The organism is Rhizobacter sp. Root1221 (assembly GCF_001425785.1).
Classification (GTDB): domain Bacteria; phylum Pseudomonadota; class Gammaproteobacteria; order Burkholderiales; family Burkholderiaceae_C; genus Rhizobacter.
This window is the reverse complement of sequence record NZ_LMDI01000076.1, coordinates 71,794-93,642: the sequence shown is the minus strand read 5'-3', so window position 1 is coordinate 93,642 and position 21,849 is coordinate 71,794. Positions and strand designations below refer to the sequence as shown.

Annotated in this window: 18 protein-coding genes, 1 tRNA gene and 1 pseudogene; 15 read left to right on the top strand and 5 right to left on the bottom strand. The window is 66.0% G+C overall.

The genetic code is table 11. The features are described from left to right. Positions 1-2 precede the first annotated feature (2 nt). Both ASC87_RS29830 and ASC87_RS29825 read left to right on the top strand, forming a co-directional pair. Positions 3-824 carry a transglutaminase family protein gene (locus ASC87_RS29830; protein WP_056671834.1) on the top strand — a complete coding sequence of 274 codons (822 nt, stop codon included), beginning with the start codon at positions 3-5 and terminating at the stop codon, positions 822-824. After that, on the top strand, positions 825-4,229 hold the full coding sequence (locus ASC87_RS29825) for a DUF2126 domain-containing protein (protein WP_056671830.1): 3,405 nt from the start codon (positions 825-827) through the stop codon (positions 4,227-4,229). Here ASC87_RS29825 and ASC87_RS29820 read toward each other — a convergent pair. From ASC87_RS29820 to ASC87_RS29810, 3 genes are all read right to left on the bottom strand, one after another. Then, positions 4,198-5,163 (bottom strand): LysR family transcriptional regulator, encoded by a 966-nt coding sequence (locus ASC87_RS29820; protein ID WP_056671827.1) that lies wholly within the window; start codon positions 5,161-5,163, stop codon positions 4,198-4,200. The genes ASC87_RS29825 and ASC87_RS29820 overlap by 32 nt on opposite strands. A 113-nt stretch (positions 5,164-5,276) precedes the next feature. After that, complete coding sequence (locus ASC87_RS29815; RefSeq protein WP_056671824.1) at positions 5,277-6,803, bottom strand: fumarate hydratase; 1,527 nt, start codon at positions 6,801-6,803, stop codon at positions 5,277-5,279. A 199-nt stretch (positions 6,804-7,002) separates the two neighbouring features. Next, a complete protein-coding gene (locus ASC87_RS29810) occupies positions 7,003-7,641 on the bottom strand; it encodes a TIGR00645 family protein (protein WP_056671822.1) in 639 nt (212 codons plus the stop codon). Positions 7,642-7,817: 176 nt separating this feature from the next. Between ASC87_RS29810 and acs the strand changes: the two genes are divergently transcribed. Continuing rightward, positions 7,818-9,788: an acetate--CoA ligase gene (gene acs / locus ASC87_RS29805; protein WP_056671819.1), complete on the top strand. Its 1,971-nt coding sequence runs from the start codon at positions 7,818-7,820 to the stop codon at positions 9,786-9,788. Between the two features lie 76 nt (positions 9,789-9,864). Beyond that, complete coding sequence (locus ASC87_RS29800) at positions 9,865-10,656, top strand: DKNYY domain-containing protein (protein WP_056671815.1); 792 nt, start codon at positions 9,865-9,867, stop codon at positions 10,654-10,656. A gap of 67 nt (positions 10,657-10,723) precedes the next feature. Here ASC87_RS29800 and ASC87_RS29795 read toward each other — a convergent pair whose 3' ends face one another. Next, a complete protein-coding gene (locus tag ASC87_RS29795) occupies positions 10,724-11,059 on the bottom strand; it encodes a c-type cytochrome (protein ID WP_056671812.1) in 336 nt (111 codons plus the stop codon). Between the two features lie 136 nt (positions 11,060-11,195). On the opposite strand from ASC87_RS29795, the gene ASC87_RS29790 reads away from it, so the two are divergent. Further along, complete coding sequence (locus ASC87_RS29790) at positions 11,196-11,450, top strand: TIGR04438 family Trp-rich protein (RefSeq protein ID WP_056671809.1); 255 nt, start codon at positions 11,196-11,198, stop codon at positions 11,448-11,450. A gap of 66 nt (positions 11,451-11,516) precedes the next feature. On the opposite strand, the gene ilvD is transcribed toward ASC87_RS29790, so the two are convergent. After that, positions 11,517-13,199: a dihydroxy-acid dehydratase gene (gene ilvD, locus ASC87_RS29785; protein WP_056671806.1), complete on the bottom strand. Its 1,683-nt coding sequence runs from the start codon at positions 13,197-13,199 to the stop codon at positions 11,517-11,519. 102 nt (positions 13,200-13,301) lie between these two features. Here ilvD and ASC87_RS29780 point away from each other — a divergent pair, with 102 nt between their 5' ends. The 10 genes and pseudogenes from ASC87_RS29780 to ASC87_RS29735 all read left to right on the top strand — a co-directional run bounded on the left by ASC87_RS29780 (position 13,302) and on the right by ASC87_RS29735 (position 21,833). After that, positions 13,302-14,216: a LysR family transcriptional regulator gene (locus tag ASC87_RS29780; protein WP_056671802.1), complete on the top strand. Its 915-nt coding sequence runs from the start codon at positions 13,302-13,304 to the stop codon at positions 14,214-14,216. 41 nt (positions 14,217-14,257) lie between these two features. Further along, complete coding sequence (gene lgt, locus ASC87_RS29775) at positions 14,258-15,073, top strand: prolipoprotein diacylglyceryl transferase (protein ID WP_056671799.1); 816 nt, start codon at positions 14,258-14,260, stop codon at positions 15,071-15,073. Next, a complete protein-coding gene (gene dnaQ / locus ASC87_RS29770; RefSeq protein ID WP_056671796.1) occupies positions 15,070-15,777 on the top strand; it encodes a DNA polymerase III subunit epsilon in 708 nt (235 codons plus the stop codon). The genes lgt and dnaQ overlap by 4 nt, the downstream gene beginning before the upstream one ends. Before the next feature lie 44 nt (positions 15,778-15,821). Beyond that, positions 15,822-15,896: transfer RNA gene (locus ASC87_RS29765), tRNA-Val, on the top strand. A 155-nt stretch (positions 15,897-16,051) separates the two neighbouring features. Beyond that, positions 16,052-16,411, top strand: a pseudogene (locus tag ASC87_RS33475) (ATP-binding cassette domain-containing protein); the annotation flags it as partial. Positions 16,412-16,865: 454 nt separating this feature from the next. After that, the gene (locus ASC87_RS29755; protein ID WP_200954592.1) at positions 16,866-17,387 is read left to right on the top strand and encodes a lytic transglycosylase domain-containing protein; all 522 of its coding nucleotides are present in this window, start codon (positions 16,866-16,868) and stop codon (positions 17,385-17,387) included. A gap of 17 nt (positions 17,388-17,404) precedes the next feature. Beyond that, the gene (locus ASC87_RS29750) at positions 17,405-17,698 is read left to right on the top strand and encodes a TrbC/VirB2 family protein (RefSeq protein WP_056671787.1); all 294 of its coding nucleotides are present in this window, start codon (positions 17,405-17,407) and stop codon (positions 17,696-17,698) included. A 53-nt stretch (positions 17,699-17,751) separates the two neighbouring features. Then, positions 17,752-18,096, top strand: a complete 345-nt coding sequence (locus ASC87_RS29745) for a type IV secretion system protein VirB3 (protein WP_082569063.1) — start codon at positions 17,752-17,754, stop codon at positions 18,094-18,096. Then, positions 18,093-20,462 (top strand): VirB4 family type IV secretion/conjugal transfer ATPase, encoded by a 2,370-nt coding sequence (locus ASC87_RS29740; RefSeq protein WP_056671781.1) that lies wholly within the window; start codon positions 18,093-18,095, stop codon positions 20,460-20,462. Before ASC87_RS29745 ends, ASC87_RS29740 begins: the two co-directional genes overlap by 4 nt. A gap of 3 nt (positions 20,463-20,465) precedes the next feature. Beyond that, positions 20,466-21,833, top strand: a complete 1,368-nt coding sequence (locus tag ASC87_RS29735) for a type IV secretion system protein (protein WP_056671778.1) — start codon at positions 20,466-20,468, stop codon at positions 21,831-21,833. Positions 21,834-21,849 lie beyond the last annotated feature (16 nt).

Genomic DNA, 21,849 nt, shown 5'->3' with positions numbered 1-21,849 from the left:
GGATGAAACTGCACATCCAGCACGTCACCCGCTACGAATACAGCGCGCCATTGCAGTACGCGTTGCAGTCGCTCTGCCTGACCCCGCAGGGCAGCGCCCACCAGACCGTGCTCGACTGGTCGGTGAAGGCGCCGGGCCCGCTGTTCCCGTCCCGCGACGGGTACGGCAACGTGGCCCATACCTGCAGTGTCACGCGGCGCCTGACCAGCGGGTCGGTGTGGGCCAGCGGCACGGTGCAGACGCACGGCGAGCCCGTGCTGGTGGACGACGGTGCGCCCGCCCAGGTGTACCTGCGGCCCACCGCGCTGACCCAGTCGCACACCCGCCTCGCTGCACTCGGGGCGGACACCGTGTCCGGCGGCCGCGTGGACGAGTCGCGTGCCATCGGCCTGGCGCGCGAGGTGCTCGCGCGGGTGCCGTACAAGCCCCGCACCACGTCCGTGCACACCACCGCGATGGAGGCGCTGGCCCTCGGTGGCGGTGTGTGCCAGGACCACGCCCACATCTTCATCGCCACCTGCCGCAGCCACGGGGTGCCGGCGCGGTACGTGAGCGGCTATTTCCATGCGCCGGGTGCCGAACACCTGGCGAGCCATGCGTGGGTCGATGTGTGTGTCGACCTGCCGCGCCGGCGCTGGCTCAGCGTCGACGTGACCCATGGCTGCCTGATCGACGAACGCCACGTGCGCCTGGCCGTGGGGCCCGACTACGCGGCCTGCTCGCCCATCCGCGGTGTGCGTGAAGGGGGTGGCACGGAATCGATGCGCGTGCGCATCGACATCCGCGACACCTCCGACCTACCTGCTTTCTCCCTGGAGCCCTGAATGTCCATCCACGTCGCGCTGAACCACGTGACCCACTACCGCTACGACCGGCCGATCAACCTCGGCCCGCAGGTGGTGAGGTTGCGCCCGGCGCCGCATTCGCGCACCCGTGTCCTGAGCTACTCGATGCGCGTCGAACCGGCCACCCACTTCATCAACTGGCAGCAGGATCCGCAGAGCAATTACCTCGCGCGCCTGGTGTTCCCGGACAAGACCACGTCGTTCCGCATCGAGGTGGACATCGTTGTCGAGATGGCGGTGCTCAACCCCTTCGACTTCTTCCTGGAGCCCTCGGCCGAACACTACCCGTTCACGTATGACACGGCGCTGGTGGCCGAACTGGCGCCTTACCGCATCAAGGGTGAGCTGACCCCGGCGTTCTCGAAGTACCTCGACAGCATCCCGCGCACCAAGCGCGCGATGAACGATTTCCTGGTCGACCTGAACCAGCGCGTGCAGCGCGACATCGGCTACCTGATCCGCATGGAGCCCGGCGTGCAGACGCCCGAGCAGACGCTCGTGACGGCCTCCGGCTCGTGCCGCGACAGCGGCTGGCTGCTGGTGCAACTGCTGCGCCACCTGGGGTTCGCCGCGCGCTTCGTGTCGGGCTACCTGATCCAGCTCAAGAGCGACGTGAAGTCGCTCGACGGCCCGAGCGGCACCGAGGTGGACTTCACCGACCTGCACGCCTGGTGCGAGGTGTACCTGCCGGGCGCCGGCTGGATCGGGCTCGACCCCACGTCGGGCCTGCTGGCCGGCGAAGGGCACATCCCGCTCGCGTGTTCACCCGATCCGTCGTCGGCCGCGCCGGTGTCCGGTGCCATCGACGAATGCGAGACCGAGTTCGAGCACCACATGAAGGTCTCCCGCATCTGGGAGGCACCACGGGTCACGCTGCCGTACACCGACGCGCAATGGGACGACATCGTGGCCATGGGCCACGCGGTGGACCAGGACCTGCGCCGCCACGATGTGCGCCTCACGCAGGGCGGCGAACCCACGTTCGTCTCGGTGGATGACCGCGACGGCGCGGAGTGGAACACCGAGGCCCTCGGCCCCAACAAGCGCCGCCTCAGCGCCAGCCTGATGGACAAGCTGCGCCTGAAGTACGGCGACGGCGGCCTGCTGCACTACGGCCAGGGCAAGTGGTACCCGGGCGAACAACTGCCGCGCTGGTCGCTGAACCTCTTCTGGCGCAAGGACGGCGAACCGGTGTGGACCCGTCCGGAACTCTTCGCCGACGAAACGAAGGACTACGAGGTCACCGAAGGCATGGCCGAACAGTTCCTGGCCGGCGTGGCGCGCCGCCTGGGGCTCGACCCGAAGTACGTGTTCCCGTCGTACGAGGACGTCTGGTACTACCTGTGGCGCGAGCGCAAGCTGCCCACGAACGTGGACCCGTTCGACGCGAAGCTCTCCGACGAAATGGAGCGCGACCGCCTGCGCAAGGTGTTCACGCAGGGGCTCGAGAAAGTCGTGGGCCACTCGTTGCCGATGGCGCGTGACACCACGGGCGCCGCGCGCTGGCGCTCGGGGCAGTGGTTCCTGCGCACGGAGCGGTGTTACCTCGTGCCGGGGGATTCCCCCATCGGCTACCGGCTGCCGCTCGACTCGCAGCCTTGGGTCACCGAGATCGACTACCCCTACACCCACGCGCCCGACCAGACGCAGCCGTTTTCGCCACTGCCGCCGTATCGCCGCCTGAAGTTCGGTGGCGGCGCGGGCGACGAGGCCGCGGCGCACGACGCGAACCCCGCCGTGTCCAGCGCGCCCAGCGGTTTCGGTGACCGCTCGCGCGCGGCCGCGTTGAAACACCACCTGCAGGTGTCGGCCGCCGTTCCTTCGGCTCCGCCGGCGCGCGGGGCGTCCGCGGCGCACATCACCCGCACGGCGATGTCCGCCGAGCCGCGCCAGGGCAAGCTCTACATCTTCATGCCACCGGTGACGGCGCTCGAGGACTACCTGGAACTCGTGGCCGCGGTGGAAGACACCGCGGCCGAGATGAAGCTGCCGGTGGTGCTCGAAGGGTACGAACCGCCGAAGGACCCGCGCCTGCAGACGCTGCGGGTCACGCCGGACCCGGGGGTGATCGAGGTCAACATCCACCCGGCCCACAGCTGGGATGAGCTGGTCGAGCAGGCCACGCACCTGTACCAATCCGCGCACGAGACACGCCTGTCCACCGAGAAGTTCATGGTGGACGGCCGCCACACCGGGACCGGGGGCGGCAACCACTTCGTGCTGGGGGGCGCCACGGTGGCCGACTCCCCGTTCCTGCGCCGGCCCGACCTGCTGATGAGCATGGTGGCCTACTGGCACAACCACCCGGCGCTGAGCTACCTGTTCTCGGGGCTGTTCATCGGCCCCACGAGCCAGGCTCCGCGGGTGGACGAAGCGCGCAACGATTCGGTCTACGAGATCGAGATCGCGTTCGCCGAGCTGAAGCGGGTGACCGCCGAACACGCGGGCCGCTGCCCGCCGTGGCTCATCGACCGGCTGTTGCGCAACCTGCTGATCGACGTGAGTGGCAACACCCACCGCGCGGAGTTCTGCATCGACAAGATGTACTCGCCCGACGGCCCCACCGGCCGCCTGGGCCTGCTTGAGATGCGCGCGTTCGAGATGCCGCCGCACGCGCGCATGAGCTTGTCGCAGCAACTGCTGATGCGCGCGCTCGTGTCGCGCTTCTGGCAGCAGCCGTACCAGCCCGCGCGCCTGAAGCGCTGGGGCACCGAGCTGCACGACCGCTTCATGCTGCCGCACTTCGTGTGGCAGGACCTGACCGACGTCATCACCGAACTCAACGAGTTCGGCTACCAGTTCAAGGCCGAGTGGTTCGCGTCCCACCTGTCGTTCCGGTTCCCGAAGATCGGTGACTTCAGCGCCGGCGGGGTGTCGGGTGAGGTCAACCTGGCGCTGGAGCCGTGGCACGTGATGGGCGAGGAGGGCGCCGTGGGCGGCGCCACCCGGTTCGTCGATTCGTCGGTGGAACGCCTGCAGGTCAAGCTGACGGGACTCGTGTCCGACCGGCACGTGCTCACGTGCAATGGCCGCGTCGTGCCGTTGCACAACACCGGCCGCGTGGGTGAGTTCGTGGGTGCCGTGCGGTACCGCGCCTGGAACCCGCCGTCGGCGTTGCACCCCACCATCGACGTGCACGCACCGCTGACGTTCGACGTGGTGGACACCTGGATGAGCCGGTCACTGGGCGGTTGCCAGTACCACGTGGCCCACCCGGGTGGCCGCAGCTACGACACGGCGCCGGTCAATGCGTTCGAGGCCGAGGCCCGCCGGCTGGCGCGGTTCTTCCGCATGGGCCACACGCCGGGGCCCATCGCCGTGCCGAAGGAAGAGCGCAACCCGAACTTCCCGTTCACGCTGGACCTGCGCCGCGCGGTGGGGTGATGGTGCCGGCCAGCCACGGGTCCACCGGCTGGCCGCCCAGCTGCTCCAGCAGGAATTCGATGAAGCGGCGCGTGCGGGCCGGCAGGTGCTTGCGGCTGGGCATGGCCGCGTAGACCTGTAACGTGCCGATGTCCCAGTCCGGCAGCACGCGTTCGAGGGTGCCGCGCTCGAGGTCGCGGGCCACCTCGAACGACAGCGCGCCGGCGATGCCCAGGCCGTCGCGTGCCGCCATCACCAGCAGTTCGGGGTGGGCGGACGTGGTGCGGGCCGCCCTCGCTTCCACCAGCACCGTGTCGCCGCCATCCGCCGGGCGAAAGCGCGTCACACGCTCCACGAACGGGAGGTCGGGCACGAGCACCTCGTGCTGGAGCAACTCTTCCGGTGTCGACGGGCGGCCGCGCGCCGCGAGGTAGGCGGGGGAGGCGCACAGGATCACTTCCGTGTGCGCCAGCAGCCGCGCCACGAAGTGCCCGTCCAGCGGGTCGGGGCCTCGGTGGACCAGGATGGTCACGTCGGCGCTTTCGTCGGGTTCGATGCCCGGCCGGATGGCGTTCAGTTGAACGCTGACCAGCGGGTGGCGCGCCTGGAACACCGGCAACAGCCGTGTCAGGTTGCTGGCCAGGAAACTGGTCGTACTGGCAACCCGCAACCGGCCGCGCACCTCGCCCGTGGCGGCGGCGGCCTGCGCATCGGCCTCGTCCAGGTCGTCGAGGAGGGGCCGCACGCGCTCGAGGTACGTGGCACCCACTTCCGTGAGCGACAGGCTGCGCGTGGTGCGGTTGATCAACCGGCTGCCGAGGTGTTCCTCGAGGTCCGCCACGCTGCGTGTGATGCTGGACGTGGTCATGTCGAGCGCCCGCGAGGCACCGGCAAAGCTGCCCTCGTCGATCACCTTCACGAAGATGCGCAGGGCACGCAGGTGATCGAGGGCCATCGCGGGTCTCCCTTGTCATCCCGGCGCAGGCCGGGATCTACCACCTCGGACCGGAATCGCCGCGGTTCAACGCGCCGGTGAAGATCCCGGCTTTCGCCGGGATGGCGTGGATGTCAGGCCGTCGCGACCGGAATCTTGCCGATCTTGGCCTGCCATTCCTTCGGACCGGTGTTGTGCACGGAAGTCCCTTCCGAATCCACCGCCACCGTCACCGGCATGTCGGTGATCTCGAACTGGTAGATGGCTTCCATGCCCAGGTCGTGGAAACCCACGACTTCGGCCTTGTTGATGGCCTTCGAGACGAGGTACGCGGCACCGCCCACGGCCATCAGGTACGCACTCTTGTGCTTCTTGATGGCGTCGATGCCCGTCGGGCCGCGCTCGGCCTTGCCGATCATGCCGATCAGGCCCGTCTTGTCGAGCATCATCTCGGTGAACTTGTCCATGCGCGTGGCGGTGGTGGGGCCGGCCGGGCCCACCACTTCATCGCGCACCGGGTCGACCGGGCCCACGTAGTAGATGACGCGGTTCGTGAAGTCGACCGGCAGCTTCTCGCCCTTGGCGAGCATGTCCTGGATGCGCTTGTGCGCGGCGTCGCGGCCGGTGAGCATCTTGCCGCTCAGCAGCAGCGTGTCGCCCGGCTTCCACGCGGCCACTTCGGCGCGGGTCAGCGTGTCGAGGTTGACGCGCTTGCTCTTGTTGTAGTCGGGCGCCCACTTCACGTCGGGCCACAGGTCGAGGCTCGGCGGTTCGAGGTAGGCCGGGCCGGAGCCGTCGAGCACGAAGTGCGCGTGGCGCGTGGCCGCGCAGTTCGGGATCATGGCCACGGGCTTGCTGGCCGCGTGCGTGGGGTACGTGGCGATCTTGATGTCGAGCACGGTGGTCAGGCCACCGAGGCCCTGGGCGCCGATGCCGAGCGCGTTGATCTTGTCGCAGAGTTCGATGCGCAGTTCCTCGAGCTTGTTCTGCGGGCCGCGGGCCTTCAGCTCGTACATGTCGATGTCCTGCATCAGCGACTCCTTCGCGAGCAGCATGGCCTTCTCGGCCGTGCCGCCGATGCCGATGCCGAGCATGCCCGGCGGGCACCAGCCGGCGCCCATCGTGGGCACCGTCTTGAGCACCCAGTCGACGAGGCTGTCGCTCGGGTTCATCATCACGAACTTGCTCTTGTTCTCGCTGCCGCCGCCCTTGGCGGCGATCTGCACGTCGACCGTGTTGCCCGGCACCACGGTCATGTGCACCACGGCAGGGGTGTTGTCCTGCGTGTTCTTGCGGTCGAAGTGGGGGTCGGCCACGATGCTGGCGCGCAGCTTGTTCTCCGGGTCCAGGTAGCCCTGGCGCACGCCTTCGTTGACGGCGTCCTCGATGCTGCCGGGGAAGTCGGCGAAGCGCACGTCCATGCCGATCTTCAGGAACACGTTGACGATGCCGGTGTCCTGGCAGATGGGGCGGCGGCCCTCGGCGCACATCTTCGAGTTGGTCAGGATCTGCGCGATGGCGTCCTTCGCCGCCGGGCTTTGTTCCAGCTCGTAGGCGCGCGCGAGGTGGGCGATGTAGTCGGACGGGTGGTAGTAGCTGATGTACTGCAGGGCTGCGGCGACACTCTTGACGAGGTCGGCGTGGCGGATCGTGGTCGTCATGGCTTGCGGACGGTTGGCAGAGGTAGTCCGCGATTATCGCCCCTCGGGTGAAGTGGAGTCTCCTACTGTGGCGCTCGGGTGTGCGGCACGATTGCACCACTGTGGTGCAAATGCCGAAGGCCTGGGGGAGAAGGGAGCGAGTGGGGGCCGCAGGACGCGGCCCCGGCCCTGCCGAGGACCGGCAGGGGGAGGCACAGGATCAGTGGCGCGCGGCCGCCTGGGACGACGACAGGATGCGGTCGGTCCAGGCGATGGCCAGCGCCGACACCAGGAAGGTGAGGTGGATGATGGTCTGGTACATCAGCACCTTCTCGGTGTAGTTGCCGGCGCTGATGAAGGTCTTCAGCAGGTGGATCGAACTGATGCCGATGATGGCGGTGGCGAGCTTGACCTTCAGCACCGAGGCGTTGACGTGGCTCAGCCACTCGGGTTGGTCCGGATGCCCGTCGAGGTCCATGCGTGACACAAAGGTTTCGTAACCCCCCACGATCACCATGATCAGCAGGTTCGAGATCATCACCACGTCGATCAGTGCCAGCACCACCAGCATGATCACGGTTTCATTGAGCTTCGGGGCTTCCGTGCCGATGATGTTGCCGGCGGCATCCTTGAGGGCCGGCAGCTGGTACCCGATGCTCGAGATCAGCGCGTCGAGGGCGGCCTTGCTGCCGAACACGGCCTCGATGAGGTGCAGCAGTTCCTGCAGGAAGTGGAAGACGTACACCCCCTGGGCCAGGATCAACCCGAGGTACAGGGGCAACTGGAGCCAGCGGCTGGCGAAGATCAGGTTGGGCAGCGGACGGAGTTTGCCGCTGACGGGATCGGGAAGCTGAGCCATGGGGGTCGATTCGGTTCGGGAATGTGCAGCGCGAAATTGTAGTGGGCGTAACGTGACAAACTACCCTCGCGTCCGCACGGCACCCCCGGGCAACCCCTTGCGTGCCAAGTAAGCGCATCGTAAGAGCCCCGCCTTACTGTGCGAGCCGGCAGTGAACAACCGACCTGGAGACTTTCATGAGCGACGCCGCATCCAAGACCTATCCCGCGCCTGAGTCCGTTGCAAAGGGGGCGTTCGTCTCCGGCATGCCCGCCTACGAAAAGCTCGTGGCAGAGGCCGAGGCCGACTACGAAGGCTATTGGGCGCGCCTCGCACGCGAGTTCGTGGCCTGGAAGACCCCGTTCACCAAAACACTCGACACCTCGGGCGCGCCGTTCTTCAAGTGGTTCGACGACGGCACGCTGAACGTGTCGTACAACTGCCTCGACAGGCAAGTCGAGGCGGGCCTCGGCGACAAGGTCGCCATCATCTTCGAGACCGACGACGGCAAGGTCTCGCGCCACACCTACAGCGACCTGCTGGCCCGCACGGCCCGCCTGGCCAATGCGCTGCGCGCGAAGGGCGTGGGCAAGGGTGACCGCGTGGTCATTTACATGCCGATGTCGGTCGAGGGCATCGTGGCCATGCAGGCCTGTGCCCGCATCGGCGCCACGCATTCGGTCGTGTTCGGCGGCTTCTCGGCCCAGAGCCTGCGCGACCGCATCCAGGACGCCGGCGCGGTGATGGTGCTCACCGCCGACGAACAGCAGCGCGGTGGCAAGCAGCTGCCGCTGAAGGCCATCGTCGACGAGGCCATCGCGCTCGGCGGCTGCGAGTCCGTGCGCAACGTCATCGTGTACCAGCGCACCGGCGGCAAGGTGGCGTGGGATGCGGCCCGCGACGTGTGGCTCCACGAGTTCACCGCCGGCCAGCCCGAGACGGCCGAACCCGAGTGGGTGGGGGCGGAACATCCGCTCTTCCTGCTCTACACGTCGGGTTCCACCGGCAAGCCGAAGGGTGTGCAACACGCAAGCGGCGGCTACCTGCTGCATGCGGCGCTCACCACCAAGTGGACGTTCGACCTGCACCCGAACGACGTCTTCTGGTGCACCGCCGACATCGGCTGGGTCACCGGCCACACCTACATCGCCTACGGCCCGCTCGCGCTGGGCGGCACGCAGGTGGTGTTCGAGGGCATCCCCACGTTCCCGGACGCGGGCCGTTTCTGGAAGATGATCCAGGACCACAAGGTCACCATCTTCTACACCGCGCCCACGGCCATCCGGTCGCTGATCAAGGCGGCCGAGGCCAACGAGGCCGTGCACCCGAAACGCTACGACCTGACGAGCCTGCGCATCCTCGGTTCGGTGGGCGAACCCATCAACCCGGCCGCCTGGGAGTGGTATCACCAGCACATCGGCGGCGGCCGCTGCCCCATCGTCGACACCTTCTGGCAGACCGAGACGGGCGGCCACGTGATCACGCCGCTGCCGGGTGCCACGCCGCTCGTGCCGGGTTCGTGCACGCTGCCGTTCCCGGGCATCCAGGCGGCCGTGGTGGACGAGACGGGCAAGGAAGTGCCGTGGGGGCAGGGCGGCATCCTCGTCATCAAGAAGCCCTGGCCGTCGATGATCCGCACCATCTACGGCGACCCGGAACGTTTCAAGAAGAGCTACTACCCCGAGGACTTCAAGGGCCAGTACTACCTCGCGGGTGACGGTGCCATCCGTGACGCGAAGACCGGTTACTTCACCATCACGGGCCGCATCGACGACGTGCTGAACGTGTCCGGCCACCGCATGGGCACGATGGAGATCGAATCGGCCCTGGTTTCGCACACCGACCTGGTGGCCGAGGCCGCCGTAGTGGGCCGCCCGGACGACACCACGGGCGAGGCCATCTGCGCGTTTGTCGTGCTGAAGCGCCCGCGGCCCACCGGTGACGAGGCCAAGGCCATCGCGAAGGAACTGCGCGACTGGGTGGGCAAGGAGATCGGGCCCATCGCGAAGCCGAAGGACATCCGCTTCGGTGACAACCTGCCGAAGACCCGCTCGGGCAAGATCATGCGCCGCCTGCTGCGGTCGGTGGCCAAGGGCGAGGCCGTCACGCAGGACACCAGCACGCTCGAGAATCCGGCCATCCTGGACCAACTCGGGCAAGCTTATTGAGCCCCCCAGTCGGCTGGCGCCTCCTGCCCCCAAGGGGCGCCACGGGTCGCCCGGGGGACCCGGGCTCGCGTGTAGCTTGATCTTTCGCTTCGCTTCGCTTGCTCGCCTGGCGCTTGCGCTGCGGGGCTTCGCGTTGCTCGCCCCCCCTTTTGCGACGTTGCTGATGCGCGAGATGAAGAACAAGGCCCCACTGTTCGTGCTCGCTGGTCTGGTCGCGCTGTTGATTGGCGGTGCGCTGATCTTCACTGGCGGACAGCCGACCCCTCCGTCACCGACTTTGGAATCGGCGCATCAGATCAGATGGTTTCCGTTGAAGTCGAATTTGTATTCCACCAGGGATGGCGAACTTGGCTTCAGGGTGTTCGCAGCCACCGGTGACCAGAAGGGTTCGACAGAGAGGTATCTGACGCACTTCGATTTCGGCGGTGGGGCACGGCTCGTCGATGTGATCGATGTCTCGACATTCGAGCAACTGGGCACCAGCGATTTCTATCGAGACAAGACTCATCTCTACCAGTACTACGACATGGCCGATGGCGGCAGGCTTTCGTTGTACACGGATGTCGAGCCCAGCGTGGATCGTGAGTCGTTTGTCGTGCTCAACGACTTCTACGCGAAAGACAAGGGCAGGATCTACTACCACCGAGGTGGATGGATCAGAGAGGCCGACCCGGGAAGTTTCATCGCCATGGGTGAATCGGCCCTCGCCAAGGACAGGCATCGCTACTTTCTGTTCGGCGAAGCAGCCCTTCCCGAGGCTGTCCTTGGGTATCTGCAAGAGATTTGCGGTCTGACCGGCAACGAGCCCGCTGTAGTGGCGGAGTGCCGCTCGCAGGCGGTTCAGCCAAGAAAATCAACAGCCAGATGAGTCCGGCCGCCAGCAAAAAAGCCCCGCATGCGGGGCTTTTGTTCGCGGGGCCGTCAGCCCGGAAGGGTCACTTCAGCTGGAGCACCCACTGGACGAGCGTCTTGGCTTCGGCCTCGCTCACCGGCGGGTTGGCGTCCTTCATGGCGGGCATGAACACCGCGCCCCAGGCGCCGGAGCCGCCCTTGAGCACCTTCTGGGTGAGCTTGTCGGCGGCGTCTTTCTGGCCGGCGTACTTGACGGCAATGTCCTTGAACGCGGGGCCCACGACCTTCTTCTGCATCGTGTGGCAGCTCATGCAGTTTTTCTTCTGCGCGAGCTCGGCGTTCGCCCATGCGGGGGCGCTGGCGGCGAGGCCGGCCAGTGCGGAGAACGCGATCGCCAGCGAAACAACGGGTGACTTCATGATTTCCTTCCGTGCCGGGTGTGACCCAGGTGAATTACATTCCCAACACTGCTCACTCAACGCATTCTATGCGGGGGGGTTGACCGCTCCGTTCCGCGACCGCTGGGCGGATCGGGCTTATTTCCGGAGAATAACGATGTATTTCGTCGTGATTGGCGTTCTGCTGCTGGTGATGAAGATGGCCGAGTTCGGCATGGTGGCTTCGTGGCCCTGGTGGGGCATCCTGTCGCCGTTCGGTTGCGCGGTGGTGTGGTGGGCCTTTGCCGATGGCACGGGGTACACCAAGCGCCGTGAGATGGACAAGATGGATGCGCGCGTGAAAAAGCGCCGCGAGGAAAACCTGGCCAACCTCGGCATGGACGATCGCGGCCGCCGCGGCAAGCGGCGCTGACGCCACCGGGTCACTTGAACGAAAAAGGCGGCCCGCGGGCCGCCTTTTTCGTGGGGCTGACCCCGGTCAGAACAGGTCGAGCACGGCGCCGGTGCTGGCGCCCGACGCGTTCCTGGCGAACTTGGCCAGCACACCGCGCGTGTAGCGCGGGGGCGGGGCCTTCCACAGCGCGCGGCGGCGGGCGAGTTCGGCGTCCGGCACGTTGAGTTCGAGCTTCAGCGTGTGGGCGTCGATGGTGATGGAGTCACCTTCCTCGACGAGCGCGATGTTGCCGCCGGCATAGGCCTCGGGCGTGACGTGGCCCACCACCATGCCCCAGGTGCCGCCCGAGAATCGGCCGTCGGTGATGAGGCCCACCGATTCGCCGAGCCCCTGGCCGATCAGCGCGCCCGTGGGGGCGAGCATCTCGGGCATGCCCGGACCACCCTGCGGCCCGAGGTAGCGCAGCACCATCACGTCGCCGGCCTTGATCTTGCGGGCCATGATGGCGGCCAGCGCGGACTGCTCGTCGTCGAACACGCGGGCCGGGCCGGTGATCACCGGGTTCTTCAGGCCGGTGATCTTCGCCACGCAGCCTTCGGGCGACAGGTTGCCCTTCAGGATGGCGAGATGCCCCTCGGCGTACATGGGCTGGTCGATGGGCAGGATCACGTTCTGGTCGGCGCGCGGGGCGTCGGGCACGTCGGCCAGGTTCTCCGCCACCGTCTTGCCCGTGATGGTGATGCAGTCGCCGTGCAGCAGCCCGGCCTTCAGCAGCATCTTCATCACCTGCGGGATGCCACCGGCCTTGTGCAGGTCGACGGCCAGGAACTCACCCGATGGCTTCAGGTTGCACAGCACCGGCACCTTGCGGCGCACGCGCTCGAAGTCGTCGATGGTCCACTCCACTTCCGCCGCATGGGCGATGGCGAGGAAGTGCAGCACGGCGTTGGTGGAGCCGCCGGTGGCCATGATCACGGCCACGGCGTTCTCGATCGACTTGCGCGTGACGATGTCGCGCGGCTTCAGGTCCTGGCGCACGGCTTCCACCAGCACCCGGGCGGCTTCCTTCGCGGTGCCGACGATCTCGTCGTGCGGGTTGGCCATGGTGCTGGAGTAGGGCAGCGACATGCCGAGCGCCTCGAAGGACGAGCTCATCGTGTTCGCGGTGTACATGCCCCCGCACGAACCGGTGCCGGGGATGGCCTTGCGCTCGATGGCGCAGAAGTCGTCTTCGCTCATGTTGCCGGCGCTGAACTGGCCCACGGCCTCGAACACGCTGACGATGTTGAGGTCCTTGCCCTTGTGGTGGCCCGGCAGGATGGTGCCGCCGTAGACATAGATGGCCGGCACGTTGGCGCGCAGCATGCCCATCATGCCGCCCGGCATGTTCTTGTCGCAGCCGCCCACGACCACCACGCCGTCCATCCACTGGCCGCCCACGCAGGTCTCGATGCAGTCGGAGATGACTTCGCGCGACACGAGGCTGTACTTCATGCCTTCGGTGCCCATCGCCATGCCATCGCTGATGGTGGGCGTGCCGAAGATCTGGGCGTTGCCACCCGCTTCCTTGATGCCGGCCACCGCCGCATCGGCCAGGCGCTGCAGGCCGGCGTTGCACGGGGTGATGGTGGAGTGGCCGTTGGCCACGCCGATCATCGGCTTCTTGAAGTCGCCTTCCTCGTAGCCGAGGGCGTAGTACATCGAACGGTTCGGCGCGCGCGCCACACCTTCGGTGATGTTCTTGGAACGGCGGTTGATGTCGCTCATCGGGTTCTCCTGGCTGCGGCTGGGCATGCGAAAACCACAGTATCGGCCCATCCCAATGTGTCGTCCAATATATCTAATGCGGTTGATTGATATGCTTGGCGAATGACTGACGTGACTTCGGCCATCGACCTGCGGGCGTGGCGCCAGTTCCTGGTGCTCGCCGAAACCCTCCATTTCGGGCAGGCGGCGCAGCGGCTCCACATGACGCAGCCGCCGCTGACACTGGCCATCCAGCAACTGGAAGGGCGCCTCGGCGTCACCCTGTTCGACCGCACGCGGCGCAGCGTCGCGCTCACGCGGGCCGGCCACGCGCTGGTGGAGCCGGTGCGCCAGCTGTTGAAGCAGGCGGCGGCGCTGCCCGGTGTGGCCCGCTCGGCGGAGCACGGGGCCGTGGGCACGCTGCGGCTGGGGTTCGTGTCCACCGTGGGTTTCGGTCCGCTGCCTGCGTGGTTGCGTGGTTTTCGCGATGCCCAGCCCGGCATCGACGTGGTGCTGCGCGAGGCCACCAGCGACGTGCAGATGCTCGCGTTCGAGCAGGGCGATGCAGACGCCGGCTTCGTATTGCACGCCCCGGGCCTGGCGCCACGGCTGCCGGGGGTGTCGGTGGGCGTCGAGCCCATGGTGCTGGCGCTGCCGGAGGCCTTGCCCGGGGCCGCGGTGAAACCACTGCCGCTGGCGCGGGTGCTGGCCCAGCCGCTGATCATCTTCCCGCGGGGGATCGCCCCGTCGCTGTATGACGCCGTGCTGGCGTTCTACCACCGGCATGGCGCGTCGCCGGTGATCGGGCAGGAGGCGATCCAGATGCAGACCATCGTGAACCTCGTGTCGGCGGGCCTCGGCATCGCATGGGTGCCGCATTCGATGGTGCAGCTGCAGCGGCCCGGCGTGATCTACCGTGAGTTGCCGAAATCACTGGCCGACGGCGCCCCGCGTTGCGAGACGAGCCTCGTGTGGCCGGAGGGGGCCGGGCCGGTGGTGGCGCGGTTCGTCGAACACGTCACGGGAACGCTGACCTGACCTGGGTTATCGTTCGCCCCTGCCAGAATTCCGGTCTGCCCATGATCGTCCATCCCCACATCGACCCCGTTGCCCTGCAGCTCGGCCCCGTCGCCATCCACTGGTACGGGCTGACCTACCTCGTCGCGTTCGGCCTTTTCCTGTGGCTCGCGTCGCTTCGCGTGAAAAAGCCGCAGTTCGCCGACAAGGGCTGGACGCGCCGTGACGTCGAGGACCTGTTGTTCTACGGGGTCGTCGGGGTGGTGGTCGGCGGCCGGCTCGGGTTCGTGCTGTTCTACCAGTTGACCCGTTACCTCGCCAACCCGCTCGAGGTGTTCGCGGTGTGGAAGGGCGGCATGTCGTTCCATGGCGGGCTGCTCGGGGTGATCGTCGCGATGGCCGTGTTCGGGTGGACCCGCAAGCGCCCGGTGATGGACGTGTGGGACCTGATCGCCCCGTGTGTGCCCACGGGCCTCGCGTCGGGCCGTGTCGGCAACTTCATCAACGGTGAGCTGGTGGGCCGGCCGGCCGATCCGAACCTGCCGTGGGCCATGCTGTTCCCGAACTACGAGACCAACCCCGTCCCGCGCCACCCGTCCCAGGTGTACCAGTTCCTGCTCGAAGGCATGCTGCTGTTCGTGGTGTTGTGGTGGTTCGCCAGCAAACCGCGGGCGCGGGGCCTGGTGTCGGCCGTCTTCCTGATGGGCTACGGGGTGCTGCGTTTCATCGCCGAATACTTCCGCCAGCCCGACAAGGGCCTCGAGAACTTCGTGCTCGGCATGAGCCGCGGCCAGTGGCTGTGCGTGCCCATGATCGTGGCCGGTGTGGCCATGTGGGTGTGGGCCTCGCGCCGTTCGAACGATGGAGCCCCCGCATGAGGCAGATCTTCCTCGACACCGAAACCACGGGCCTGAGCCCGGAGTCCGGCGACCGCGTCATCGAAATCGGGTGCGTGGAGATGGTGAACCGCCGGCTCACCGGCGAGAACCTGCACTTCTACCTGAACCCCGAGCGCAAGAACCACGAGGACGCCGTCAAGATCCACGGCCTCACCGACGAGTTCCTGTCGGACAAGCCGTTGTTCGCGTCGGTGGCCGACGAGCTGATGGACTACCTCTCGGGCGCCGAGATCATCATCCACAACGCCGGGTTCGACGTGGGCTTCCTCAACGAGGAACTGCGCCGCCTGGGCCGCCCCAAGTTCCCCACCCACGTCTCGGCCATCACCGACAGCTTGACCATGGCGCGGGAGATGTTCCCGGGCAAGTCGAACTCGCTCGACGCGCTGTGCAGGCGGCTCGAGGTGGACAACACCAACCGCACGCTGCACGGCGCCTTGCTCGACGCGGGCCTGCTCGCCGAGGTCTACATCCGCATGACCCGCGGGCAGGACTCGCTCGTCATCGATGCCACCGATGCCGGCGGCCCGGGCGAGGTGGTCATCACCGCCATCGACTTCAGCCAGTTCACCTTGCCGGTGCTCGTGGCCAACGTGCTGGAGACCGAGGCCCACGAGGGTGTGCTGAAAGATCTCGATAAATCTTCCAACGGGAAGACAAAGTGGCGTTTGCTTGTGGCATAATCTGAGGCTCTGCAAACGACGGTGAATTTGCAGACCCGGTTTCCGGGTGGTTAGCTCAGCGGTAGAGCACTGCCTTCACACGGCAGGGGTCACAGGTTCAATCCCTGTACCACCCACCAAACAGCTAGAAGAATCAGGCATTCAGCGGAAACGCTGAATGCCTGATTTGCTTTGGGCGTTCCAAAAGCGGAGTCATCGGGTTCAACGCCCGGACCGGACGGCGCAGCACACCATCACCCGTCTGTGCGCGGTCGCCTTCCAGGCTGCTCCGGCAATCCGGAATGTCGCCATCGCGGCGGCAGCTTGGCCCCGCCATTTCTCGCTGCGGTGTTCGGGCTGCGGAAAGTCCGCCTCCTTGCGCATGATCGCCGGGCTCGAGGGCCCGACTAGCGGCCGCATCCTCATCGCGCGACATGACGTCACCACGCTCGGGCCCGCCCAGCGCAACGTGAGCCTCGTGTTCCAGCGCTGCGAGCTGTTTCCCCATATGAGCGTGATCGACGACCTGTCGTACGGCCTGCAGCAGCGTGTGGCGCTGGCTCGTGCGCTGGAGCCGGCCGTGCTGCTGTTCGACGAACCGCTGTCGAACCTGGATGCCCGGTTGCGCCGCGCGATGCGCGAGGAGATCCGCGCACCTGGCGCGCCCTGAAGCTTGGCGCATCGCCCTCGCCACCGACCCGGGCCTGGCCGCGTCCTCAAGCGGTGACCTGTTCGTGATGTCACCTGTCGTGCGGTATCCGCTGGAAAACGGCGCGCCGGTGAGCTGCACCTGGCGGGGCCACGGGGTGTCCGTGTGACGGATATTCCTCGATGGCACCGCGGTGTCGAATCCCTGGCCGGGTAATCAATCCTTCCCATTTGAATCCGTTTTGCGACGGGAAACGTCCGGCGCGCTTTAGATCTGGCCAGTTATTGGCGTGCATCGCGGTTTTTATGCCCCTAACCCTAGGGGGTTTAACAAAATATTACTCGTCAGGGTATCTACTTACCTCGAAAAGCAATCATATTGCCCGCTGCGACGCGAGCGCGTGCGGGTCGCCGAGGGAGGTGACAAAAGGCATATTGCAGCGTCCGGCATGCGGCGCACAATGGAATCCATGATGGGGTTTGATATTCACGCAGCGCAGTGCGCCGGCCTTATTGAACCGGAAATGATGGCGAAGATCGTGCAAGTCGAATCTTCGGGGAATCCGTACGCCATCGGCGTGGTGGGTGGGCGGCTCCAACGGCAGCCCGCTGATCTGCGGGAAGCGGTGCTCACAGCGGAGTATCTGGAGAAGGCCGGCTATAACTATTCGATCGGCCTGAGCCAGGTGAACCGGGTGCATTTCAAGCGGCTGGCGTGGAACGGCGACGTCAAGAACGGCTTCGACGTGTGCCAGAACCTTCGGGCCGGGGCCCATGTGTATTCGCAATGCAAGGAAAGTGCGGCGCGGTCGTTGAAAACCAGCGACCCCGCGTCGGTGCTGCGGGCGGCGCTGTCGTGTTACTACTCCGGAAACTTTGTCACCGGAGAGAGGATGGGCTATGTAGATAAAGTATTGATGGGTACCAGGTCCGCAAAAGGCAGTTTTCCCCGCATCTCCGTCAACAGATCCATGTTCGATTGATTCCACCAAAGAGGCCAATGATGTTTACAAAATTCTCGAACTCACATGCGCGCGTGTTGATCATCGCCTCCGCGATGCTCCTGTCGTCCCATCCGGCATTCGCACAAATCAGCAGCTCGGCAGAAGATCTGCTCAATAACGTCAAAGACTGGATGCTGGGCCTTGGCGGTGTCATCGTGACGTGCGCGTTGATGTTCGTGGGTTTCCGGATGGTGTTCCAGGCCGCGGAATGGAAAGACGTTGCGCCGGTGTTCTGGGGTGGGGTTCTGATCGGTTCCGCTGCTGCGGTCGGGCCGCAATTGATCGGTTGACCGGCCCGGGCTGAAACACCCCGTTCTCCTTCAAAACCTCACCTCGATCCTCCATGAATTACCGCGACGTGATATTCAAAGGCGCGACTCGCCCCGCCATGATGGCGGGGGTGCCCGTCGTGCCATTCATCCTGGTGGTCGGCGCCCACATCCTGGCCGGCATGTGGGGCATGATTTTCCTGGGGTTTCTCGTGGCGGCGGCCATAGCGCTTTCATGCGTGATCTGCGTGCTGGTGATGCGGTACATCAGTTCGCAGGATGACCAGCGCCTGCTGCAGTACATGCTGGTCATCCGCGGCTTCCCTGCCAAGCGCAACGTGCTTCATTGGGGCGCCAAGAGCTATTCGGCGAACAATTACGCCCGGCGCAGCCCGTCGTTCGAGGAGGGTGCGCGGTGAGGGCGTCCACACAACGGCTGGCCAACCATGACGACACGCTGAGCCGGCACATCCCGATGTCGGCTCGTATCACGAGCACCATCGTGTCGACCCGCAGCGGCGACTACATGTCCACCTGGCAGATCGATGGCCTGGCGTTCGACGGCCTTTCCGTGGCCGAGGCCTACGCCAAGATGGAGGCGTTCAACGTGCTGGTGCGCAGCCTGTCGAACGGCAAATATGCCTTCTGGGTGCACCGGCTGCGGCGCTTCACTGGCGCGCAACTGGCGGCACCAGCCGAAACCTTCGCCCAGCACGTGGTCGAGAAGTACTACGCCCTGCTGAACGACGAAGGCCTGATGGCCACGGAGATCTACCTGACGATCCTGTACCGGCCGTTCCCGCAGAAGGCGGGCAGGCTGAGTGCCCGCACGGCCAGCACCATCGAGGAGCGGCGCCACGAAGAGCAGGAGATCATCGACAGGATCGGCGACCTGCAGAAGCAGGTGACCACGTCGCTCTCGGCCTACGGTCCCACGTTGTTGACCGACCATGAGCACGAGGGTGTGTTGTGCAGCGGCCAGCAGGAGTTCTATGCCTACCTGATCAACGGCGTCTGGCGGTCCATCCCGGTCAAGGACGTGCCGCTCTACCACTACCTCTCGTTGTCGCGGGTGCTGTTTGGCAATGAGATCGTGGAGACGCGCGGCGTGGCCGGCACCCACTACTCGACGTTCATCGACATCAAGGACTACGCGGAGTACTCCGAGCCGGGCATCCTGAACACGATGATCGCGTTGCCGTTCGAGTACATCGAGACGCAATCGTTCTCGCCAAAACACACGATGGACGCATTGGCCGCCTTGCGCATCCAGCGCAAGCGCCTCGCCAGCGCGGACGATGGTGCCGTGAGCCAGATCGTGGAACTGGACGCGGCCATCGACGGTGTCATCAGCGGTTCATTCGCCTTTGGCGAATACCACTACGTGATGCAAATCATCGGCGACAACGTCAAGGACGTCAAAGACTGCCGGGCGGTGGCGCTGGAGCGCATGCAGTCCATCGGGTTCCTGGGCGTGCCGGTCGACCTCGTGGTGGACCAAGCCTACCTTTCCCAGTTGCCCGGCAACTGGCGCGCGCGCCCGCGCTCGGCCCACCTGAGTTCGCGCAATTTCACGGGTTTGTGTTCGCTGCACAACTTCCAGGCCGGCAAGCGCGACGGCAACCCCTGGGGAGAAGCCGTCACCATCTTTCGCACCCCGGCGGCCCAGCCCTACTATTTCAACTTCCATGCGACGCCGCTGCATGAGGACTCCACCGGCCAGTCGGCCCTCGGCAACTGCCAGATCATCGGCCAGTCCGGTTCGGGCAAGACGGTGCTGGCGCTGTACCTGCTGCTCAACCTGCGCAAGTACGGCACCCAGATGGTGTACTTCGACAAGGACCGCGGCGCCGAGATCGCCATCCGCGCCGCCGGCGGCAAGTACCTGTCGCTGAGGAAGGGCGAGCCCACGCAGTTCAACCCGTTCAAGATGGAGCCCAGCGAGGCGAACCTGCTGTTCTGGGACGAGCTGGTGCGTTTTTGCACGTACCGGGCGGAGATGCCGCATTCACCGCGGGAAGAGGCCGAGATCACGCACGCGGTGCGCGCCGTGGCCAGGCTGCCCCAGGAGCTCCGCGGTTTCCAGGCGGTGATCCAGAACCTTCCGAACGTGGACCAGAACAGCGTGGCAGAACGGCTGAAGCGCTGGACCGCAACGGGCGCGCTGGGATGGGCCCTCGACTGCGACCAGGATGCGCTGGAATTCGACGACGGGGGGATCTTCGGCTTCGACTACACCGACCTGCTGGACGACCCGGTCACCTGCCCGGCCATCATGATCTACCTGATGTACCGGGTCGAAGCCATGATCGATGGCCGGCGGTTCGCGTTTTTCATGGACGAGTACTGGAAAGCCCTCTCCGTGTCGTACTTCGAAGACTTCGCGAAGAACAAGCAGAAGACCATCCGGAAGCAGAACGGGTTCGGCGTGTACATGACCCAGAGCCCGTCGGACACGCTGCGCAGCCCCATTGCGCGGGCCCTGATCGAGCAGACGGCCACCTTCATCTTCCTGCCGAACCCCACGGCCGACTACGACGACTACGTGGAGGGTTTCAAGCTCACTGCCACCGAGTTCGAACTGCTCAAGGGCCTGGGCGAAGGGTCTCGCACCTTCCTGGTCAAGCAAGGCGACACCGTCTCTCTGGGCAGTTTCAACCTCACCGGTTTCGACGAAGAGTTGAAGGTGCTGTCCGGCACCACGGCCAATGTCCAGAAGCTGGACCGCCTGCGGGCGATCCATGGCGAGGACCCGGCCGACTGGATGCCGCACTTCCTGGGATGACCTATGGCATTCACCGCCTTCGTTGATATCAACACGTGGATGGAGGACGTCTTCGAGCCGCTGGCGACGGACCTGCCCGGGCAGCTCGCGGAAGGTGTCATTCCTCTCGTCGCCGCCGGGGTCAGCCTGCAGGTGATGTTCCACGGGTTCGCGGTCATTCGCGGCGCCGGGGGGTCCAACCATTTCCTTGACGTGTTTGCCAAGGCCATGCGGGCGTTCCTGGTGTTTGCGCTGTGCCTGACCGGCAGCGCCTACGTCGACCAGATACGCCCCATCTTCAACGAACTGCAGCTGAGCCTGACGACATACGTGAGTGGAGGAGGCAGCGGCAGCCTCTACGAGGAGCTCGACAAAGTGATGCAGGCAGGCATCACCACTTTCGAGGACGTGCACAAGCTGCTGTACGACCGGGAGCACCTGTCCGTCGAGATCTGCGTCTTTGGGGGGTGCCCGGGCATCCACCTGGACGGGGTGCCCGCCATCATCCTGCAGGCGATCGTCAGCTTCTTCATCCTGGCATTCGGGGTCTTCGCGTTCATCGACATCCAGGTCATCAGCCAGTCGATCGTGATCTTGCTCGCCTTCGGGCCGCTGTTCCTGGCGGGCTTCGCGTTCGAGTCCACGGCCAAATGGGCGGAGGGTTGGCTGACCTCGGCGGTCAAGTACGTGATGACGGCCATCGTGCTGTTGGTCGTGGTGCTGGCCGCCAAGCAGCAGGCCGAGAAGTTCATCTTCCTGCTGCAAGAGAATGCGGACGGGCTGATCCCGATGAAGGGCACGGTCGGATCGAAGCTCTACGAGGAACAGGGCAAGGTCATCGCCATCATGATCGTGCTGGGCGCCTTGCTCACCAAGGCGAGCAGCATCGCTGGCGACATGGTGGGGTCGTTGGGGATCACGAGCCAGGCCGTCGGGATGTTTCGGTCTGCACAAGGCTCGGCGATGGGCGCGGCGAAGGGCATGGTGCAGGGAGGCCTGGGAGGTGGTGGCCTTGGTGGTGCCATGAAAGGCATGGCCTATGGCGCCGCCGGCATGAACGTGAGCGACGGCATGGGCCGCGGCAACAAGCCGGTGAGCGGCACCTCCGGCACCTCCGGCAGTTCGTCGCCTTCGGGGCCTGCCGCGCCCAAGTCGCTCGCGCGCCGGGCCAAGCAGCGGGCCATCAACATGGCGGCGTATTCGTTCGGCAAGACGGCCGGCAGGACCGTTGGCCAGACGCGGCTGCCGGCGATGGCCAAAGAGGCTCGACAAAGTATCGCCAAGACGTTCCGGGGTTCCGAGCGGCTCCAGGCACGGCGTGCCAGCGAGCATTCGTCGAACCGGGCCGGGTCCGCATTCCGGGATGCCTGGAACCGGGAGAAGAAGCCTTGACCACGGGCCCCTCGCC

What these genes read in the sequence shown, in the direction of transcription:
- ASC87_RS29830 (WP_056671834.1), top strand. Translation starts at nt 3, where the DNA reads ATGAAACTGCACATCCAGCACGTCACCCGCTACGAATACAGCGCGCCA.
- ASC87_RS29825 (WP_056671830.1), top strand. Translation starts at nt 825, where the DNA reads ATGTCCATCCACGTCGCGCTGAACCACGTGACCCACTACCGCTACGAC.
- ASC87_RS29820 (WP_056671827.1), bottom strand. Translation starts at nt 5,163, where the DNA reads ATGGCCCTCGATCACCTGCGTGCCCTGCGCATCTTCGTGAAGGTGATC.
- ASC87_RS29815 (WP_056671824.1), bottom strand. Translation starts at nt 6,803, where the DNA reads ATGACGACCACGATCCGCCACGCCGACCTCGTCAAGAGTGTCGCCGCA.
- ASC87_RS29810 (WP_056671822.1), bottom strand. Translation starts at nt 7,641, where the DNA reads ATGGCTCAGCTTCCCGATCCCGTCAGCGGCAAACTCCGTCCGCTGCCC.
- acs (WP_056671819.1), top strand. Translation starts at nt 7,818, where the DNA reads ATGAGCGACGCCGCATCCAAGACCTATCCCGCGCCTGAGTCCGTTGCA.
- ASC87_RS29795 (WP_056671812.1), bottom strand. Translation starts at nt 11,059, where the DNA reads ATGAAGTCACCCGTTGTTTCGCTGGCGATCGCGTTCTCCGCACTGGCC.
- ASC87_RS29790 (WP_056671809.1), top strand. Translation starts at nt 11,196, where the DNA reads ATGTATTTCGTCGTGATTGGCGTTCTGCTGCTGGTGATGAAGATGGCC.
- ilvD (WP_056671806.1), bottom strand. Translation starts at nt 13,199, where the DNA reads ATGAGCGACATCAACCGCCGTTCCAAGAACATCACCGAAGGTGTGGCG.
- ASC87_RS29780 (WP_056671802.1), top strand. Translation starts at nt 13,302, where the DNA reads ATGACTGACGTGACTTCGGCCATCGACCTGCGGGCGTGGCGCCAGTTC.
- lgt (WP_056671799.1), top strand. Translation starts at nt 14,258, where the DNA reads ATGATCGTCCATCCCCACATCGACCCCGTTGCCCTGCAGCTCGGCCCC.
- dnaQ (WP_056671796.1), top strand. Translation starts at nt 15,070, where the DNA reads ATGAGGCAGATCTTCCTCGACACCGAAACCACGGGCCTGAGCCCGGAG.
- ASC87_RS29755 (WP_200954592.1), top strand. Translation starts at nt 16,866, where the DNA reads ATGGAATCCATGATGGGGTTTGATATTCACGCAGCGCAGTGCGCCGGC.
- ASC87_RS29750 (WP_056671787.1), top strand. Translation starts at nt 17,405, where the DNA reads ATGATGTTTACAAAATTCTCGAACTCACATGCGCGCGTGTTGATCATC.
- ASC87_RS29745 (WP_082569063.1), top strand. Translation starts at nt 17,752, where the DNA reads ATGAATTACCGCGACGTGATATTCAAAGGCGCGACTCGCCCCGCCATG.
- ASC87_RS29735 (WP_056671778.1), top strand. Translation starts at nt 20,466, where the DNA reads ATGGCATTCACCGCCTTCGTTGATATCAACACGTGGATGGAGGACGTC.